The following is a 20,915-nucleotide window of genomic DNA, read 5'->3' on the forward strand; positions in this document are numbered from 1 at the left end:
CATGGGTCGCGCAACCCCGCCTTTTAAGGCGATCGGGTTTTTGGAGCTTTGCTCAAATCCCCTACTTCCCCTCCACGGTCGGGGGAGGGGCTAGGGGTGGGTTAACTTCTGTACGTCGCCAATCCGACGGCTCCCCTATCTGACTTCTGACTTCTGACTTCGTTAAGGCCAGTTAATCCAAAGACTTTTTCAGAATTTTCTCTCATTCCAATTCTATCTAAAGGTACAAAGATGAATATTCATATTTATAGCAAAATGTCAAGCTGATTTTTTTAACAAAAATCGGAATATATAATCGCCATTTTGTCAATAAATGTAACGAAAAATTTCAAATTTCTTATCGAATTGTATCAAATCAAGACTTTACTCTACCTTTTATTAACGTTTTCTGGTAAATATACTCATTAAGTATCAGCAATTATCCTCAAGGAGCAATACTTAAATGTTCACATCTGTTAAACCCGCCGTTCGCCACATTGTCCCAGAAGACCTTAAAGGGCGATCGCTCTTAAAAGTCGTATATATCGTTTTAGAAGCACAATATCAGAGTTCTCTCTCAGCAGCGGTGCGTTCTATTAACGAAAAAAATCCTAATCTGGCCATTGAAATAAGTGGCTATTTAATAGAAGAATTAAGAGACCCACAAAATTACGAAAATTTTAAAAAAGAAGTTTCTGAAGCTAATATCTTTATCGCTTCCCTAATTTTCATTGAAGACTTGGCCGAAAAAGTAGTGGAGGCTGTTACCCCCCACCGAGATAAGTTGGACGCTGCTGTTGTTTTCCCTTCCATGCCACAAGTTATGCGCCTGAATAAAATGGGCAGTTTTTCCATGGCGCAACTAGGCCAGAGTAAAAGCGCGATCGCTCAGTTTATGCGGAAGCGGAAGGAAAAATCTGGTTCTTCTTTCCAAGATGGAATGTTGAAGTTGTTGCAAACTTTGCCGAAAGTTTTGAAATATATGCCTATTGATAAGGCGCAGGATGCTAGGAACTTTATGCTTAGTTTCCAATATTGGTTAGGGGGTTCGTCGGAAAACCTGGAAAATTTCCTGCTGATGTTGGCAGATAAATATGTTTTTAAAGACAAGAAAAACAGCTCTCTCCAATATGTGGAACCAGTGGTTTACCCAGATATGGGTGTTTGGCATCCACTAGCACCTAAAATGTTTGAGGATGTTAAAGAATATCTCACCTGGTACAACAACCGGAAAGATATTTCTGAAGATTTGAAAGACCCCCTCGCTCCCTGTGTTGGGTTGGTATTGCAGCGTACCCACTTAGTTACGGGAGATGATGCTCACTATGTTGCGATGTTGCAAGAATTGGAAGCAATGGGAGCTAGAGTTATTCCTGTATTTGCTGGAGGATTAGATTTTTCCAAACCAGTCGATGCTTATTTCTGGGAAGTTGCTGCTAAAGGAGTTGAACCTACACCATTAGTAGATACGGTAATTTCTTTGACAGGTTTTGCACTGGTTGGTGGACCTGCTAGACAAGACCATCCGAAAGCTATTGAATCGTTGAAACGGTTGAACAGACCATATATGGTAGCTTTGCCTCTAGTTTTCCAAACTACCGAAGAATGGGAAGAAAGCGAACTTGGTCTCCACCCCATACAAGTAGCTTTGCAAATAGCTATTCCAGAATTGGATGGAGCGATCGAACCTATTATTATGTCTGGTCGTGATGGAGCAACTGGAAAAGCGATTGCTCTCCAAGACCGCATCGAAGCTGTTGCTCAACGTGCTATGAAATGGGCAAGTCTCAGACGTAAACCAAAACTAGACAAAAAAGTTGCTATTACGATTTTCAGTTTCCCACCAGATAAAGGAAATGTTGGTACTGCTGCATATTTAGATGTATTTGGATCTATCTATGAAGTAGTAAAAGCACTCAAAGGAAACGGTTACGATATCCAAGACTTGCCAGACTCTGCAGAAGAATTGATGAAGCAAGTTATTCACGATGCTACTGCTCAATATCAAAGTCCGGAATTGAATATTGCTCACCGGATGTCGGTCGAACAATACGAACGTTTGACTCCATACTCCGAACGTTTACATGAAAACTGGGGACCGCCTCCTGGAAATCTGAATAGCGATGGCGAAAATTTATTAATCTACGGTAAGAGTTTCGGCAACGTTTTTATTGGAGTACAACCAACATTTGGTTATGAAGGCGACCCCATGCGGTTATTATTCTCCCGTTCCGCAAGTCCCCATCATGGTTTTGCTGCTTACTATACTTATTTAGAACAAGTTTGGAAAGCTGATGCGGTGCTACATTTCGGTACTCACGGTTCTCTAGAATTTATGCCTGGTAAGCAAATTGGAATGTCTGGAGATTGTTATCCAGATAATCTCATTGGTAGTACTCCCAACATCTATTATTATGCAGCGAATAATCCTAGTGAAGCGACTATTGCCAAACGTCGGAGTTATGCTGAGACCATTTCCTACTTGACTCCCCCTGCGGAAAATGCTGGTTTATATAAAGGTTTGCAGGAATTGAACGAATTAATCGGTTCCTATCAAACTTTGAAGGATAGCGGACGGGGTATTCCCATTGTCAACACTATTATGGATAAATGTCGGATGGTGAATTTAGACCAAGATATTATCCTGCCAGAAAAAGATGCTCAAGAGTTGACTGCTGAAGAACGAGATAACATTGTTGGGGATGTTTATCGCAGGTTGATGGAAATTGAGTCCCGGTTATTGCCTTGCGGTTTGCACATTATTGGAAAACCTCCTAGTTCTGAAGAGGCGATCGCTACTTTGGTAAATATTGCTAGTCTAGACAGAGAAGAGGAAGGGATAACTGGTTTACCTCGCATTATTGCTAATAGTCTCAACCGCGATATTGAGGAACTTTATCAAAATAATAATAAGGGTATTCTTGCCGATGTTGAGTTACTGCAAAAAATTGTTGAAGCGACTCGCAGTGCTGTAGCTGCATTAGTTCACCAACAAACTGACGCTGATGGTCGAGTTTCTATGGTGAGCAAACTCAATTTCTTCAATATGAGGAAAAAAGCACCTTGGATAGAAGCTTTGGATGAAGCTGGTTTTCCTGATGTTGATGCGGAACTTATTAAACCTCTGTTTGAATATTTGGAATTTTGCTTGGAGCAGGTTTGTGCTGATAATGAATTAGGTTCTCTGTTACGAGCGTTGGAAGGGGAATATATTTTACCCGGACCTGGTGGCGACCCTATTCGGAACCCCGATGTTTTGCCTACTGGTAAAAATATGCACGCTCTAGACCCCCAGTCTATTCCTACTGCTGCTGCGGTGAAGTCGGCAAAAATTGTAGTTGACCGTTTATTGGCACGACAAATGCAGGAGAATGGTGGGCAATATCCAGAAACTATCGCTGTTGTTTTGTGGGGTACTGATAATATCAAGACTTACGGTGAATCTCTTGCTCAGGTGATGTGGATGGTAGGTGTGAAACCTGTACCTGATGCTTTGGGTCGGGTGAATAAATTGGAATTAATTCCATTGGAGGAATTAGGTCGTCCTCGTGTTGACGTAGTGATTAACTGTTCCGGTGTATTCCGAGATTTATTTATCAATCAAATGAATCTTTTGGATAAAGCTGTGAAAATGGCGGCAGAAGCGGACGAACCGGAAGAGATGAATTTTGTTCGGAAGCACGCTTTGAAGCAAGCAGAAGATTTAGGGGTAAATTTACGTCAAGCTGCAACGCGGGTATTTTCTAATGCTTCCGGTTCTTATGCTGCAAATGTTAATTTGGCAGTGGAAAATAGTACCTGGGAAGATGAGTCGGAATTACAGGAAATGTATTTGAAGCGTAAGTCTTTTGCTTTTAATTCTGATAACCCTGGAATGATGGAGGATAACCGGAAAGTATTTGAGTCAGCATTGAAAACTGCCGACGCGACATTCCAGAATTTAGATTCGTCAGAAATTAGTTTGACAGACGTAAGTCATTATTTTGATTCCGATCCGACAAAAATTGTAGCGACTCTCCGGGATGATGGGAAAAAACCATCTTCTTATATTGCGGATACAACAACTGCCAATGCTCAGGTGCGGTCTTTGTCAGAGACGGTACGTTTGGATGCTCGGACTAAAATGTTGAATCCAAAATGGTATGAGGGAATGTTGTCTCATGGTTATGAAGGGGTGCGGGAATTGTCAAAGCGTCTGGTGAATACCATGGGATGGAGTGCCACTGCTGGTGCCGTTGATAATTGGGTTTATGAGGATGTGAATGAGACCTTTATTAAAGATGAGCAGATGCAGCAGCGGTTGTTGAACTTGAATCCGCATTCGTTCCGGAAAATGGTGACTACACTTTTGGAGGTGAATGGTCGTGGTTATTGGGAGACCAGTGAGAGTAATTTGGATAAGTTGAGAGAGTTGTATCAGCAAGTGGAGGATCGGATTGAAGGAATAGAGTAGTAGGTTTGTTGTTCACACCGTAATATTTGTTATTCCACCGTAGGGACGTTGCATGCAACGTCCCTACATTTGTTGTGGGAATTTGACAAAAAACAATATTGCAATAAGGTCTCTACAATTTTTACCGAAAAATTGTGGTTTAAAGCCTCCCCTTTTAAGGGGATAATAAAGAAAATTTTTCATTATTAGTCAATCCTCTTCTTTTCAAGGAGAGGTAATTATTCATTATTCATTGTTGAAGACCGCCAAATTGTATAATAATATTGATAACCAGCAAATTATCAACCTTGCTTCTCCATACCCGTAAGAACGTTACCTGTAAGGACGTTGCATGCAACGTCCCTACATTGTGGAAATTTTACCGAATATAATATAAACAGCAGTATTCACAAACCTGAATCCTTACAAAAATATAATGAATACGGAATATGTTGAAATAAAAAGTGGCAGAAAATCTACCCGTTTGTCACATTGGAATTATGCCGAAAATGGCTGGTATTTCGTAACAATTTGTACCTCCAACCGAGAAAACTTTTTCGGCAATATTACTCAAGGTCAAATGCAACTATCAAATATTGGCAAAATAGCACAGCAATTTTGGCAAGATATTCCTATTCACTCTAAAAAAAAAGATGTATATTTAGATCGATATGTAATATCATGTTCGGATAATTACTTATAATAAAGTTTTTGTTTGTAGTTGGGCTTTAGCCCTTACAATGCTTAGTATTAGGACTAAAGTCCAACTACGAGCCTAATTATAACTGTTCTACCGAACATAATATAATTATGCCAAATCATCTACATGGAATTATAATTATTGACAGTAGTACAAAAGAACCTAAAAGTAGAGAAGTTAAATGTAACATCTCTACAGAATATGATATTTCCAGAATAATGTCAGAAATATCTCCCAAAGCAGGCAGTTTGAGTGCAATTATTCGGTCGTACAAATCTGCCGTTACTAATTGGTGTAACTCAAATAACTATTCATCCTTTGGTTGGCAAAAAAGATTTTATGAAAAGATTATTCGTGACGATAAATCTCTAGAAAATATAAGAAAATATATTATTAATAACCCTATCAAATGGAAAAATGATCGAAACAATGTAGTAGGTTTATTAATGTAAATTCCTTCAACCCTTACGGACGTTTTATTCCCAATCCGTAGAGACGTTGCATGCAACGTCTCTACGGGTAATGGATTGGGGAATCTCAAATGTTGGCACATTTACAACAAACAAAAGAATCTATAGAGGAGATTCATTTTGTTGATTGAAGATTATTTTCAAGAGATTAAGGATTACAAAAATCAAAACACAAAAGAGCAAAAACTATGAACAATAATTTAATAGAAATATCTCCATAAATATTATCAGGTACACCAGTCTTTAAAAATACTCGCGTTCCTATCAAAACTCTTATTGATTATTTAAGTGCAGGAGAAACTATAGCAGACTTTCTTGATGATTTTCCTACAGTGACTCAAGAACAAGCAATTTCTCTATTACAGCGCTTTTCAAGTTGATGAACCACATCTTCACAAATAATACCTTGTAGGGACGTTCCATGGAACGTCCCTACTGTGGTCTACCCAAATGAAAACCTCTGTAAAATTAGCTCAAGAAACATTATTGAAACAAACTTATGAAGATATTACTCGATGGATGCTTACCTAAAAAGCTCAAAAAAGAAATCATAAATCATCAACTAATAACAGTTCCGGAACAAGGTTTGGCAGGAATAAAAAATGGAGAATTGTTAAAATTAGCATCAGAAAGTTTTGATGTTTTTATTACAGTAGACCAAAATTTAATATCGCAACAAAATCTCCGACAAATTGACTTAATCATTATCATTTTAATTGCCAAAGATAACCGTTTAGCTACATTAAAACCTTTAATGATAGAAGTAAATCAAGCTTTAGATAGTGTTAATAAAGGTGACATTATTTCTATTAAAGAATTGAATGGGTAAGAATGGGTAAAGAGTTGAGTTTTTTTGGAGATGTCTCTGTAGGAATTATCTAGTATCCTTGAGAATACCCATTTTATTGCTCAATTTTTTTTCTTTATAGATACCTATATAAGTTTTAAAAATAATTCCTTGCTACATTTTCGATAATTTGTTTATGTATAAATCTTCATTGACAGTAAAATATCAAGAATTATATTCGCGACCATAAAATATTTCTTGCTTCATAAATTCGTATTTATCCAAACTGTAACTTAGAAGTTTCTCCGGGTCTAGTATATATGCAGCATAAGTTTCAGCAAAATCTACAACTATGTCTTGACCCTTTTGAGAAAGTAAACCTAATCCATTTTTAATGTATTCCTCCACACTTTTGTGATGTATCTCTGACCATTTATTCTGTAACTCTAATTTGACTAGACCAATATCACAATAGACTTTTAAACCAACTTCATAAGTAAGATTTTCCCAGAAATTTTCTTTAGCTTCTTCTGGAGAAATTTTTGCTGCTACCCATCCTTCCATTACAGGTAGTTTTAACTTAATGGTGGCTTTTATTTCTGTTGAAAATTTAGGCTTTGCTTCTGAAACTTCTGATTTTGGTTCAGGTTCATACTGAATATTACGAATATTTTCTAGATGAGTAGGTGGTAAAGTTTTGAGATATTCACCAACTTCTTTATTTGTCACTAATTCACAAATTTCAAACTTACTAATTTCTGTGGAACCAACCCGCTCAATAGTTTCTTCAACAGATTGGTTAAGTTCCGATAATTCTGTTGAATTTGTTTCTAAATTTGTGCCTTCGGTTTCCTGAGAATAAGTCATTATATTTTCTCCTATTGTTTTTAGATTGAAAAAAATTATGATAGTAAATCGTAGGTTGGGTTGCGCTGTAGCTTAACCCAACAATTTATTTGTCTTTGTTGGGTTGACATACGGAAACCCAACCTACAGAGTGCCAGTTTTTTATTAAAACAGATTCCACTTGGTGAGGTATACCCATCGCGGGCAAGATGCCCGCACTAGAGACATTTCTTCGTCCTTCTTTCAACATCAAACGCTAACCGTCTTAATAACAACTACTTTACCAAATTTCACAAGTCATATCAAATCCGGATAATTACTACACCCAAGTCATTGCGACGGTCACTCCGTGGAAGGAAGCAATCTCAAGGGTTGAAAAGATTACCGAATGATTAAGGTTTAAAGCCTCTCCTTTAAAGGAGAAAAAGAAAAAATTTTCCTTTTATTCAATCCTCTTCCTTTTAGGGAGAAGTAATTATTAATTATCAATTATCAATTATCCATTATTGAATTCCTATCGTCGCAATGACGATTTTTCAGCCGGATTATATCTCTACTCAACTCAAAATTTTTACCCAAGCTGCCATATCATCTTGTTCTCCATAAATAATTGATTGTCCTGGTCGCAAACGATTAATAATGGTAGTCTGTTCTGGTGTTAATGCCATTGCAGCACTCATTGCTTCTCGGTCATCAGCAGCAACTAAGCGATGAACAATTTTCAGATTGGTATTTTTAATAGCATCAGGAATAAGTCGGGATGGAACTTGATCTACAATTAATAATCCTTCACCATAGGCACGAATTTCTGAGAGAATATTAGCAAACATTTCAGCTACTTTACCTTGAGGATTTGCTTGTTCTAAGGAATTAGAGTTAACATTGAGCAAAATCCGATGAGCTTCTTCGATTACTGTGAGATGTTGTAGAGGTTGTTGTTGAGCTTTTAATTCATATTGAGCTTGACGATATTCATAAATAAAATTTAACAGCACTGCCATAGTAAAGGCTTTGTCTGCATCGTCTCCTAGATAAGAAAGGTTAATAACAACTGGACGGTCAAAGATATCTTGCCATTTTGTAGAGGGAGTTCGGTCAAATAGCTCTTTTTTCCATCCTCTACGAATACTCTGTATACGAGCAGTCAAAGCAGCAGTTAAATTTGCTGTGATTTTTTCTTCATATCCCAAATTTTTGACAACATCCCCAACTCTATTCCTTAGTTGAGTAAAGGTTGGTCGAGATGTATCGGGAGGTGGCAACTCATCATCTAACCATTTATAGTTATCGTAAGCATCAAACAAAAGTTCCTCCAGAATAATAGGTAAAACTTCCTGCATGGGGAAAGTTGCATTTAAAATAGATTTGAGACGGTCGATGTGAGGTAATATTTGTGGTGTAGCACCTTGAAGCCAGATAATATCAAAGGGGTTGAGAACAAGTTTGTTTTGTAGTGGATGACCGCGCCAAGTTTTAACACCAGGCATATAAATGGTAATGCGCTTTTCTGGAGGCAAAGATTTGTTTAATTCCAGTGCCCATTCTACATATTCTTGCTTTGCTGGTTCGATGACTAAAAAAGGAATGTCTTTTTGAGATAGTTCCTGCAAAAGTTTCTTACAGGTGGTGGTTTTTCCTGTTCCTGTAATTCCGGTAACTAAGCCATGCTTTGCCAAGGTCTTTTGAGAAATAGCGTAATTTAGGGTAGTTGGTTGACCTCCCTCTAACAAACGCCCCAAAATAATATCATCTGCACTAACTTTGGGAGGGTTGAGGCTAAAATCAGCACTAGGCATTACTTGTACACCAGGTATTTCACGCATGGGAAGGTTAACGAGTAGTGCTAATTCTTCGATATTAAGTGGGGTAGTTAGACTGTTGAAAGCATTGCCAAGAGGATGCTTGAGAGGAGTTTGATTCTTGGGAATAGCCAGTGTCAAATTAGGTTGATAAAATTCCTGTAAAGCATCACGCACAGAATATCCCCACTGCTCTCCTTTACCCCGCAAATCGTGAATTCGTATTGGTTCAAAAAAACTCTGTTCCCCACTGAGTAAAGCTTTAAGTTGGATAGCACCTTGCTGTGTCACATTTGGCTCTTCAGCTAGCAAGTAGACACCTACATTCCAAGAACCTAAAGTAAGAGATTGCTCAAACCGATTAAGATATCTTTCAAGTAGTGTTTCTGCTGCTTTAGCATGAGCATTAATATACTCTCGGCCAAAAGCTTGTGCTATACTTTGACCTTCGGTAGTCGTTTGAGAAAAAGCTTTACTAATGCTTTCAGTTAACGACATACTTGTTCCTGATGTTGTTTGGCTTGGTGGAAAAAAATCTTCTAAAAGTAGGGAACTTGTCGATACTAAACCAACCAGTGCTTCTAGTAATAAACCACCTTTTGCTAAAGAACTCATCAATAAAGCAGCAGGAGGAAAAAATGGTCCTATTGCTAAGGAACCAAGAACAATTCCCATCAAAACATTTTTAGTATTTTGATTAGTTTTAGTTTCACTTTTGTTAATGCCATGACTAATTGATTCACCCCAAGTTTCAGTTTGTCCTATCGCATTTGAGATGGTCTCAGTAAAGGTTTCATTGAAAGTAATTTTAGTCAGAGAATGCACCTTTCCCATCAGTTCCCGGAGATGATAAATAATTCCATTTACTTCCCCCTGCTCCATTGGTTCCGCTACAACCATATACATAAATGGAGAACCCTGTAATCCAGAAATTAAACGATCTAAGCTTTGAGGATAGCCGGGTTTTTCTCCTGGTTTGAGTGACGGAATTCCTGTTAAAGCCTTAACATAGTGTAGTTTATTTTTTAAAGGCTTCAAGACATGAGTTTGGAACTCTCGATCTCCTGGATAACACGGAACAAGTCTTGTACCTGACCAATTTCCTTCCAAGAAATTTCCCAGATTCTTGACAAAATCTTTGGTTTGATAGTCAGTGGGATCGTGATGACGAATACCCAAATAGATATGATTTTTGCTTCCGTCACTACCAACAATAAAAATCAAGGTGCAATGTTTAGGAAGATGACAAGAAGCTAGTGCAGTTTGCAAAGCTATTAGTGGATCGTCTGATAAGGAAACATTAGAGCTACCTACTTGCTCTAATCGCAAAAACTCTACATCCTCTAATTCTTCAAATGTTCGAGTTACAGGTGCGGTTGGTCGAATGTACTTACCTTTTTCTATTGGAACATCTAAATATTGCCGTCCTAAAGTGTAGAGCAAGGACAGTGACATAGCATTTGCTACGGCTAATTCTAGTTGAGCAGGAGACAGTTTATTATTTGCCATTTGATTTTATTTCCTTTAATTATTAGACATCTCCAAAAATTAATCTTAAACCTGTGAATTTCTAGGCTAAGAGTTAATTTCTGGAGATTTCTGTTTCAGATTGAATGTTGTCTAGCCGTCATCACTAGCAATTAGCAGTCTAGCTTTATCTATTTTTGTTTGTACTGCATCCTTTAAGACTTGACTCATCTGGTCGATCAGGTTTTGTTTCAAATTTGGATCTCTGCTAAATTCATTCTGGATGACTTGACATAATTCATCTTTCTGTCTTTGTACTGTTTCTTTTATCTCCTTGTCTGATAAGTCCCTTTTCTCCCGAGTCTCTGTTCTAGTTTTTTCTTCAGTACCTAATAATGCGCCAATTCCTAAACCTACAGCACCAACTCCTAAAGCAGCCCAACCAACAGGTCCTAAAGCTACCGCTTCCGCAGCAAATAAGGCATAAGCAGCAGCTCCTCCAGCTCCAACAGCAGCTCCTCCAAGTCCACCTACAACAGCACCAGCAGCAGCTCCTTCTTTAATAGTATAAGTATCGATATAAATAATTGCATCCTTGGTAAAAATTGCGTTTGAGATCCCTTCAATCTGGGGCGTTAGCTCAAATTTTGTCATTCCCAGACCAGCTTTGCTCAAACCATATTCATCATAGAGAGGAGAAAGTTTTTCTTCTACCTTTTTGTTAACAGTTTGTAACCAATCACTCAATTCTGAGTTGATTACTTTGCTTGCTTCAGTTCCTGTCAACCAATGTTCAGATTCTTGCTTGACTTTAGATTCAAGATTTTCAGGTGTTGAAATTTTACCGTCACGCCACTGAATTAATTGAGGCTTTAGTCCATGATTAACAGCCCCATTTGCTAATTTTTGTGCCTGATTATTAATTAGAGTTTCAATATTGCCCTCTACAATACCCTTTAAATCACGCTTGAGAATTTTATCGGCCTCATCCTTAAAGTTTCTTGTATTGATATCAATACGTCCCCAACGAGCTAATCCTCTAGCAATAGCTAATTCAGGCTCGTTATCTTTTATGTAAGAATTGGGAAAAATATGATTGCATATTTCAGGAATAAAATTCATTCTAGATGCACCACCTGTGAGCAGAATTTTACTTGGTGTAACTCCTAGAGAACCTAATTTTTGGCTTACTTCCTTCAAGCTATCTCTGAAAGCAGATTCCCAACTTTTGTTCCCCAATTCTTTCATCGGTTGATTAAGTATTTCTTTGATTATTTGATGATTAACTTGTGGATCAAATATAAACTTATTTTGTATCTTCTCATACTTTGCATGGACACAATTGTTATTCTCAGCATAACAATCAACATCTCGGAAATATTCTTCTTTGTTGACACGACACGCAAATTCACAACGATGTATAAAGAAGGGATATTCTTGAAAAATTTGCTCTAGCTCCTCTTTATTGGGATGGGTATCTAAAGTTCGTTTAAAAATTTCTTTATCAATCAGTGAAGCCGATACTATTTTGCTAACAATTGTTAACAATGCACAGCAAGATTAACTTACTGAGGGGGTATCTCCCAATGTGGTAGAAAATTTCTCTACCACGCTTTTGATCAAAATTCCACGCGGGACCTTTAANTCATGGGATCATCAGCTTTATGATCTCACTTGAAGTCACTAAATACCATAAGTAATTCTACTTAATTAAATAGACAAGTTTTTTTGTGGTATGTTGTAATTCAAATTGAAGTGCGGAATGTGGGTTAGATATAGATTTTTTAGAACAAATACAATGTTTCTGTAAACCCATATTTCAAAATTGTGAATTGAGATATACGGGATTAGATATAGCTCTAGATACAAATAATAAACTCTGGTTAATTGAAGCGAACTCTGCACCAGGGTTTTATTATTTAGTTAGAGACTGCGGAGAAGAATTAGTAATAGAATGGTACAGGAAAACACTGCTATTAATATTCTCCCAATAACATTACTCCAAATAATAGTTTAGTAATTTTGGTGTTGGTGAAGCGCGTGTATGATATTAATTTTAATTACTTAGGAGTCAGTCCTCAGGAGTCAGAAGTGAGGAGGGAAGAAAGAAGAAGAAACAGAAGTAGAAGGAAAAAGTTTTTTGGTTGCGTAAAGGTCACGGAGTTCTATCGAACTCTTATGAGGACATGATATCATACCTCAAATCACCAACGCCGTAATTTTTAGCCCCACTCAAAAATTTACTCTTAAGTTTTGAGATTTGCAACAAACCTTAGTTTCTCCTAAATTGATACTTCCGAATCAAGATACTATTACTTTTGCCCACTGAAGATATTGGTAGTCCTGTATAGTAATGGTGAATGGTGGCTGAAATGCTTGCTATACCGTTACCGAAAAAATTACAATGCACCACTACCTAATACCAATTTCATAAAATATTGCTACATTCATGGAAGAGTGAGCACTGGAACACAGGAGTAAAAAGTAGGGAGCAGGGAGTAGGGAACAAGGGGAAACTTGTTTGCACAGCATTCCGCACCGAAAAAATATTCTCTCTCAAAAGAAGAACATTTTGATTATGACTAATTAATGAGACTTGATATATAGCAGAAAAAAGAAGGAAGAAGGAAAAAGAAAAAATCTTGCTTTGTCTGAGTTTTAAGCTTTTGATCTGTCCTCTCCTTTGCTTCGACTGCCATAACTAGCTTTGCGTGAATTTGGTATCAGATTAACAAAATTATGAATTGTTTTCTTTTCCTCCTAATCCTTGCCATATTAAGATAATATTTGAATTGAGATACTGCTCTGATTATCTAAACAGAAGTGTCAGTTATTTTTTGATAGATTTGTCTGCTTGCTTCTTAGCTATTGCTTTTTCTATATTCATTACTTCCAATTTTAATTAGACAATAGCAATTTAAGCTTGAAATGAGTGAGATTGTTACTTTTAAGAAGACTATGATAATCCGAAATAATTCACGATAATTTGATTGCTGCGGTTTTTTCTATCCTCATATTCTCTATTCATTAAAAGTCTAGAATATCTAAAAACTCAAATTAATATTTCCATTCTATATTTCAGAAAAAAAAATTATAGATCGACCAAACAAATGCTAATTTTACCAAAAAAACTTACTACTTTAATCATAATACTTGTACTTACACTTGCCAGTGGATGTTCTCTATTGTTAAAACCTTCTCCGAAAGTTCATATAACTCTAGGAAACCCAAGTAATGCCACAGCTTCTATTGAAAATACAGATAATTATTTAATAGAAAAACCTCAATATGTATTGTCATATAACCGGGATAAAGGAACAGCAAATTGGGTAAGTTGGCAACTGAATAAATCTTGGTTAGGAAATGTAGAAAGACAGGATGATTTTCGCCCTGATGATAGTTTACCTGAAGACTGGTATCAGGTCAGACCTAGTGATTATCGAAATAGTGGTTATGACCGAGGACATTTAATTCCTTCAGCAGACCGTACAGCTAATGAAGAAGATAATTCAGCCACATTTTTAATGACAAATATAATTCCTCAGAGTCCAGATAATAACCGTGAAACTTGGCGGGAATTAGAACAATATTCTCGCGAACTTGTAAAACAAGGAAATGAACTTTATATTATCGCTGGAGGATACAGAAAAAAAGCAACTCTTGCCAAAGGTAAAGTAACTATTCCTAGTCGTACATGGAAAATTATAGTAGTGGTAAAACCTGGTTCTGGTTTGAGGGGAGTTGATAAAAATACCAGAGTAATTACAGTGGATATGCCTAATTCAAATCGGATTAGAAGTGACTGGAAAGCTTACCGAGTTTCAGTGGATAAAATTGAAACTGAGACTGGTTATGATTTTCTTTCAAAAGTTCCTCAAGAAATTCAAGATGTAATTGAAAGTAGAGTTGATAAGCAGTAGATAAGTTAAAATTAATAGGTTCAAAATTGACTTGAATAAGCTAGTAGGTTTTAGGTTGTAAATTAAAAATTTTGGTAGTCCTAAATATCTCAGGATATTGATTAGTAAATCCTCTTGATGCTTAGGAGGTAAGCTGTAAAGTTATTACTTGTTTACCACTACTATTACTTGTTTACCACGACCAAAATTTTCGAGTATATATATAGTTTCCAGATAAGTTGTTAAACTAGATAAGACAAAAGAAAATAGGCAACAGTAGTAAAAATATTTCCCTGTCTATTGAGCATCATTAGTCTACGTTTTAATCAACTCTTTCCTGTGCTGTAGATTATTATTTTTTTCTGTTGCCAAAAAATTTATCTGTAGAAAAAAATTGCCTAATTTGAAATTAACTTTCCCATACTAAAAAATTATTAAAATCTTATATGTAGACATTTTAAATAGGGCTTGCTGATTAAATATCAAAGCATTGACTGATATTGGTTTGCTGCCTTTTTTTGCCTTGAAAAAGTGCAAGCTTTTCGGTCGCTCAAGCTCATGCATGCTAGTATTTTGGGGCGATTATGGCAGAACAATCTTGGGACAATTTTTCCGACTACCTCCTCTACATTCCCATTTCTCCTGTCTCCTGTCTCCTGTCTCCTGTCTCCTTCCCCAACAAAAAGACTTTTTCAGCAAACCCTAAATAGGTAATGTACATCAAAAAAAGTTTGGGTTAAGTTTTAGATGTACTTTCTCAGACTATCACAGATAATATCATCTCTGAAGGTAATAGTTCGTGTAAACCCAAGTGTGAATATCTAGAATAAATTGAAGTTTTTTCAGGCTTTTAAGCCTTCTTCCTTCTTCCCTCTTCCTTCTTTCTTATTCTCCTAGAAACTACCTATCTCTAATCATTTTTTCCTAAATTCAAGTTTCAATAGAAACTGTAGCTACACCTGCATAATCTCCTGTATTTGTCTTACCAACTATATAAACATCTTTTCTAACCTCACCCACCTTATAAACCTTTAAATCACTCAAATATTGCTTCATGATACTGACAAGTTTTTGATATTTCCTTACCACTTCAGACTTTTGTGCGTTATGCCAATCTTTTGCTGTAATTACCAATCTAAAAAAAACTTCAAATTCTATTACTTTAACTGTAGTCTCTAGAGAATGTTTAGTAATTTTCAAAACAATTTCATTATTTAATGAAATTCTCTCTCCAAATTCCCAAATAAAAGCTTCAAAAGGATAATCAGATTCACTCATCCATAGCAAACCTTTTACCAGTTCATCTAATTGCTCAAAAATTTCTAAATTAGTTAAAGCCATTGTAATTAATGCTCAAATTACTAATACATTTATAGACTATTGAGGTGAAATATCTAATCCTTGTTTACCTCCCCATAGGCCAACACATCAATAATAGGCGTTGCTGAGGGGCGGGATGAAACTTTTGGGAGAAGGTACATCCCATGCGCGTGTTTTTTATACTTCCCGTGTTCGAGAGCCTAAAATTCATCCCCCACTCTATGCAACGCCATATATTTACTCATCTAGAAGCGATGTAGCTACCATAGTTGCTCTGCCAACGCAATATTCACAAATCCAGAAAATTATCATCCTGTGAAGCTCCAAAAAAACGGCAAGGTATTTCCCCTTGCATCCTCAAAAAAATTATGATACTATGTAATTATTGGGTGTTACTCGTACCTACACATGACTTTTTATTCAACCCCAAAACAGCATATCGTGACTGAATACATATAGAAGACATACTCACGCAATCAAAGCAGAGAAAACTATCATCCGGTGAAGCACTTCAATAATAAAGAAATGACAAGAAGTAGCGACACCGAAAAATTTTCACCCCATCAACACATCCATACATTGACTCATGCAGAAGCGATGTAGCTAACGCACTTGCTCCGCCAACGCTATCTTCACAAATCCAGAAAATTATCATCCTGTGAAGCACCAAAAAAACGGCAAGGATTTTCCCCTTGCATCCTCAAAAAGCGAGTGTGTAATTCCGAGGTCTCCTCGGAATGAAAGACACACTCAAGACAAATCATAGTAGTATGTAATCATTGGGTGCTGCTCGTATCTACACATGACTTTTTATTCAACTCCAAAACAGCATATCGTTACTAAATACATATAGAAGGCATACTCACACCATCAAAGCAGAGAAAACTATCATCCGGTGAAGCACTTCAATAATAAAGAAGTGGCGACACCGAAAAATTTTCATCCCATCAACACATCCATACATTGACTCATGCAGAAGCGATGTAGCTAACGCACTTGCTCCGCCAACGCTATCTTCACAAATGCAATATATCATCTTGTGAAGCACCAAAAAACGGCAAGGATTTTCCCTTTGCATTCCCAAAAAAATCATAGTAGTATGTAATTATTGGGCTTCTTTCGCCTATAAACATGACTTTTTATTCAACTAAAATAGAAAAACTTATATTTTGCGTTGATACTTAATCTAAAAATCATTACTACTCAGCAACGCCCTTTTAATGGTGCTTATTATTAATAAATCTACCCTTCAACAATGAATAATGAATAATGAATAATGAATAATTACCTCTTCTTTTCAAGGAGAGGATTGACAAATTCATGAAAATTTTTCTTCACAGGAGTCGATTGGATATGGCGAGGAGACCTCCCCATCCCATCCTAGGTCATGCTGCGCAAACGACCGCTTATTATCCCCTATCCAAGGGGAGGCGCATACCCACAATTTTTCGGTAAATTTTTTTCAAATATTGCTCGTTCTAGTGGCACTACCGGGAAGTTAAAAGTCATGCATTTAAAAGCGAGTGTGTAATTCTGAGGTTTCCTCAGAATGTAAGACACACATCTGACAGTCAAAAGTATTGAAGCGTTTCTCAAGGTAATAAGGTACATTTGCCGATCTTCATTTATCAATTCCTACAGAACCAGAATTACTACTCCCTAAAACCAAGGAATTTTGTACAGAAACGCTTTTTGGGAATTGCTATATGTTTTGAAAATAATTATATTAACTCCCAAAAACTACCCTTTAATATATTTTGATGATTAAGCGATCGCTAAAATAACTTATTTGATTGTTATTGTTTTTGTATCACCTTTAGCTTTCAAAATCACAAAAATAAAGCAATTTTAAAATCAGAAGTCAAGAGTAGAATGTTGTAACTTTTAATTTTTGATTTTTTGCTTACTTTCTAGAGTGTTTCTAACATTTTGAGGCACTCTCAGAATTACCTCCTCACCCTTGACCAAAAAGTAAGGTCATAGTCTCCCCTTTTAAGGGGATGAAAAAGCGGTCGATCTTCGGAGCTTCCCGGAGGGTGGGATGGATGGGTGTCCTAACCATATCCAATCGACCAAGAGAAAATCAACTTCAGTATTTTCGTAGCTTCCCTATTGCATGAGGTGCTGATAACTGATAACTGATAACTGAAATGACTTGCCCGAAGCAATATTAGGTTGTCTAAAATACATTTGTAAACTAATTAAATTATCACCAGTAGAGGAAACACTTATGGCAATGACTATGGTTGAAAAAATCCTGGCCAAAGCATCAGGAAAATCTACCGTTACCCCAGGAGAAAATATTTGGATTAACGTAGATGTTCTAATGACCCATGATGTGTGTGGTCCTGGCACTATTGGCATCTTTAAAAAAGAATTTGGCGAAAAAGCCCAAGTTTGGGACCGGGAAAAAATCGTTCTTATCCCAGACCACTATATTTTCACCGCCGACAAACGAGCTAACCGCAACGTAGATATTCTGCGAGACTTTGCCCAAGAACAAAACATCAAATACTTTTACGACATTATCGATCGCTCAAATTTCAAAGCTAACCCAGACTACAAAGGAGTTTGCCATGTTGCTCTCGCCCAAGAAGGGCACACCCGTCCAGGGGAAGTTTTATTTGGCACAGACTCCCATACTTGTAATGCAGGTGCTTTTGGACAATTTGCCACAGGTATCGGCAATACCGACGCTGCTTTTATTTTAGGTACTGGCAAACTTTTGGTAAAAGTGCCAGCAACTATGCGGTTTGTCTTAAATGGGGAAATGCCGGACTATTTATTAGCAAAAGACTTAATCTTGCAAATTATTGGAGATATTTCTGTTTCCGGCGCTACTTATAGAACAATGGAATTTGCTGGAGAGACGGTGAAACAGATGACAATGGAAGAACGAATGACCCTTTGCAATATGGTCATTGAAGCAGGTGGTAAAAATGGAGTTATCGCTGCGGATGAAACTACTTTTAAATATTTGCAAGGTCGAACAGATAAAACATTTGAATCATTTCAGACAGATGAAAATGCCACATTTTATAGCGATCGCTCCTACGATGTGACAAAACTAGAACCTGTAGTAGCGAAACCTCATTCTCCAGATAATAAGGAACTTGCTCGTAATTGTCAGGATGTCAAAATTGACCGAGTTTATATTGGTTCTTGTACAGGTGGAAAAACTTCTGACTTTCTTCATGCAGCTAAACTTATTAAAGGTCATCAAGTGAAAGTTCCCACCTATTTAGTACCAGCAACCCAGAAAGTTTATGAGGATTTATTTAACTTAAAACATGATGGAAAAACCCTCTCAGAAATATTTTTAGATGCTGGTTGTATTGAACCTGCTGCTCCTTCTTGTGCTGCTTGTTTAGGCGGACCAAAAGATACATTTGGGCGATTAAATGAACCAGAAATTTGTGTGTCTACAACTAATCGTAATTTCCCTGGTCGAATGGGTAATAAACAGGCACAAGTTTATTTAGCTTCTCCCTATACAGCAGCAGCTTCAGCACTGACTGGATATGTTACCGACCCACGAGAATTTATGTAGGGTTTGCGCTCATAAAGCTTTTTGGTAGGGTTAGGAGACAGGAGAAATGAGTCGGGAGAAATGAGTCGGGAGCGAGGAGGTAGGAGTAAGAATTGCTCCTCAATTTTTCTGTCCGAAGGTTTGCCTTTTATGCTAACTTTTTGAGGGTTTTAGACTAAAACAAGGGTACTTTTGGGGGACTAAAGAAGGCAAAAACCTTTACCTATCAATGGTTTTATAATTAATCAGCAAGCCCTATGTAAACTTCTTGCGAGTTGATCAATAAAGCATTTAGGAGTCAGGAGTCAGAATTTAATTTTGTATGTAGGAATGGATAAATAAATTGTTGAAAAATATCCAGTCAATCTGATATTGATTGATATTCGATTAGTGATAGTGGAAATTTAACAAATACAGCATTAATTAATTTTGACTCCCGACTAATTTATATTGCTAATATCACAATTTTCTTGCCTCTCTATTACAGGAGGTACTGATAACTGATAACTGATAACTGAAGTGACACTTTAAAACCTATCTAAAATCTCATAACCCAGACACTATAGTTGAAAAAATCATCAATCTACCATCTATAGCGCTGTGCGCAGGCAACAGCTCATCTGGCAACAGCTCATCTGGGGGAATAAAAAACTGATAGCATAAGACTTTTAGCTATTGGACAGTTGTTGTAATTTGTAAATATGCCAGCGCACATTGCTATACATCAGAGCGATCGCCACAAAAAAACCTATCTAAAATCTAATAACCCAGGCGCTATAGTTAAAAAAATCATCAATCTACCATTTACCATTTACATCAGAGCGATCGCCACAAAAAAACCTATCTAAAATCTAATAACCCAGGCGCTATAGTTGAAAAAATCATTAATCTACCATTCATACTAGAGCGATCGCTACACAGAAAATCTATCTAAAATCTAATAACCCAGGCGCTATAGTTGAAAAATCATCAATCTACCATCTACATCAGAGCGATCGCTACACAGAAAATCTATCTAAAATCTAATAACCCAGGCGCTATAGTTGAAAAATCATCAATCTACCATCTACATCAGAGCGATCGCTACACAGAAAATCTATCTAAAATCTAATAACCCAGGCGCTATAGTTGAAAAAATCATTAATCTACCATTCATACTAGAGTGATCGCTACACAGAAAATCTATCTAAAATCTAATAACCCAGGCGCTATAGTTGAAAAAATCATTAATCTACCATTCATACTAGAGCGATCGCTACACAGAAAACTTATCTAAAATCTAATAACCCAGGCGCTATAGTTGAAAAATCATCAATCTACCATCTACATCAGAGCGATCGCTACACAGAAAACTTATCTACAATCTAATAACCCAGGCGCTATAGTTGAAAAATCATCAATCTACCATCTACATCAGAGCGATCGCTACACAGAAAATCTATCTAAAATCTAATAACCCAGGCGCTATAGTTGAAAAAAATACCAACTTAGTAGTCTCTACCTCAGGGCAAACGCATCTAATATCATGTCCGTTGGTATCGTTTGTGTATAAAGTTGGGGAAATATCTAGCGCCATATAAGGTTTTTCCTTCTCTTAAAGCTTCTTCCTTCTTCCTTCTTCCTTCTTCCTTACCTTCTCTATACAATACCGATGCTACCGGACATGATATAAATTCTGGAAACTTCT

At 36.9% G+C, this 20,915-nt stretch carries 16 protein-coding genes; 11 read left to right on the plus strand and 5 right to left on the minus strand.

All coding sequences use genetic code 11. The features are described from left to right. Positions 1-442: 442 nt before the first annotated feature. From F6K23_RS10260 to F6K23_RS10280, 5 genes are all read left to right on the plus strand, one after another. Positions 443-4,432 carry a magnesium chelatase subunit H gene (locus F6K23_RS10260; protein WP_293154308.1) on the plus strand — a complete coding sequence of 1,330 codons (3,990 nt, stop codon included), beginning with the start codon at positions 443-445 and terminating at the stop codon, positions 4,430-4,432. A 415-nt stretch (positions 4,433-4,847) separates the two neighbouring features. Continuing rightward, positions 4,848-5,114, plus strand: coding sequence for a hypothetical protein (locus F6K23_RS10265; protein WP_293154311.1), 267 nt, complete (start codon positions 4,848-4,850; stop codon positions 5,112-5,114). A 107-nt stretch (positions 5,115-5,221) separates the two neighbouring features. After that, positions 5,222-5,563, plus strand: coding sequence for a transposase (locus tag F6K23_RS10270; RefSeq protein WP_293154314.1), 342 nt, complete (start codon positions 5,222-5,224; stop codon positions 5,561-5,563). A 239-nt stretch (positions 5,564-5,802) separates the two neighbouring features. Further along, entirely contained in the window at positions 5,803-5,961 is a 159-nt protein-coding gene (locus F6K23_RS10275; RefSeq protein ID WP_293154505.1) for a DUF433 domain-containing protein, read from the plus strand. A 119-nt stretch (positions 5,962-6,080) separates the two neighbouring features. After that, entirely contained in the window at positions 6,081-6,410 is a 330-nt protein-coding gene (locus tag F6K23_RS10280) for a DUF5615 family PIN-like protein (protein WP_293154317.1), read from the plus strand. Between the two features lie 183 nt (positions 6,411-6,593). On the opposite strand, the gene F6K23_RS10285 is transcribed toward F6K23_RS10280, so the two are convergent. From F6K23_RS10285 to F6K23_RS10295, 3 genes are all read right to left on the minus strand, one after another. Beyond that, positions 6,594-7,235, minus strand: a complete 642-nt coding sequence (locus tag F6K23_RS10285) for a hypothetical protein (protein WP_293154320.1) — start codon at positions 7,233-7,235, stop codon at positions 6,594-6,596. Positions 7,236-7,771: 536 nt separating this feature from the next. Further along, the gene (locus tag F6K23_RS10290; RefSeq protein ID WP_293154323.1) at positions 7,772-10,522 is read right to left on the minus strand and encodes an ATP-binding protein; all 2,751 of its coding nucleotides are present in this window, start codon (positions 10,520-10,522) and stop codon (positions 7,772-7,774) included. A gap of 111 nt (positions 10,523-10,633) precedes the next feature. Then, positions 10,634-12,028 carry a hypothetical protein gene (locus tag F6K23_RS10295; protein ID WP_293154326.1) on the minus strand — a complete coding sequence of 465 codons (1,395 nt, stop codon included), beginning with the start codon at positions 12,026-12,028 and terminating at the stop codon, positions 10,634-10,636. Between the two features lie 284 nt (positions 12,029-12,312). Between F6K23_RS10295 and F6K23_RS41695 the strand changes: the two genes are divergently transcribed. After that, positions 12,313-12,474 carry a YheC/YheD family protein gene (locus tag F6K23_RS41695; protein WP_367267674.1) on the plus strand — a complete coding sequence of 54 codons (162 nt, stop codon included), beginning with the start codon at positions 12,313-12,315 and terminating at the stop codon, positions 12,472-12,474. Positions 12,475-13,590: 1,116 nt separating this feature from the next. Next, positions 13,591-14,400 (plus strand): DNA/RNA non-specific endonuclease, encoded by an 810-nt coding sequence (locus F6K23_RS10300; protein ID WP_293154329.1) that lies wholly within the window; start codon positions 13,591-13,593, stop codon positions 14,398-14,400. Positions 14,401-15,309: 909 nt separating this feature from the next. On the opposite strand, the gene F6K23_RS10305 is transcribed toward F6K23_RS10300, so the two are convergent. Then, on the minus strand, positions 15,310-15,720 hold the full coding sequence (locus F6K23_RS10305) for a nuclease A inhibitor family protein (protein ID WP_293154332.1): 411 nt from the start codon (positions 15,718-15,720) through the stop codon (positions 15,310-15,312). 2,209 nt (positions 15,721-17,929) lie between these two features. Between F6K23_RS10305 and F6K23_RS10310 the strand changes: the two genes are divergently transcribed. The 4 genes from F6K23_RS10310 (at position 17,930) to F6K23_RS10325 (ending at position 20,681) form a co-directional block, all read left to right on the plus strand. Continuing rightward, positions 17,930-19,249 (plus strand): aconitase/3-isopropylmalate dehydratase large subunit family protein, encoded by a 1,320-nt coding sequence (locus F6K23_RS10310; RefSeq protein WP_367267675.1) that lies wholly within the window; start codon positions 17,930-17,932, stop codon positions 19,247-19,249. A 680-nt stretch (positions 19,250-19,929) separates the two neighbouring features. Next, complete coding sequence (locus F6K23_RS10315) at positions 19,930-20,076, plus strand: hypothetical protein (RefSeq protein ID WP_293154338.1); 147 nt, start codon at positions 19,930-19,932, stop codon at positions 20,074-20,076. Positions 20,077-20,186: 110 nt separating this feature from the next. Then, complete coding sequence (locus F6K23_RS10320) at positions 20,187-20,339, plus strand: hypothetical protein (RefSeq protein WP_293126421.1); 153 nt, start codon at positions 20,187-20,189, stop codon at positions 20,337-20,339. A 189-nt stretch (positions 20,340-20,528) separates the two neighbouring features. Then, complete coding sequence (locus tag F6K23_RS10325) at positions 20,529-20,681, plus strand: hypothetical protein (RefSeq protein WP_293154341.1); 153 nt, start codon at positions 20,529-20,531, stop codon at positions 20,679-20,681. 70 nt (positions 20,682-20,751) lie between these two features. Here F6K23_RS10325 and F6K23_RS10330 read toward each other — a convergent pair whose 3' ends face one another. Beyond that, positions 20,752-20,874: a hypothetical protein gene (locus F6K23_RS10330; RefSeq protein ID WP_293121536.1), complete on the minus strand. Its 123-nt coding sequence runs from the start codon at positions 20,872-20,874 to the stop codon at positions 20,752-20,754. Positions 20,875-20,915: the final 41 nt, after the last annotated feature.

This window comes from Okeania sp. SIO2C9, assembly GCF_010672455.1.
In the GTDB taxonomy this organism is placed as follows: domain Bacteria; phylum Cyanobacteriota; class Cyanobacteriia; order Cyanobacteriales; family Microcoleaceae; genus Okeania.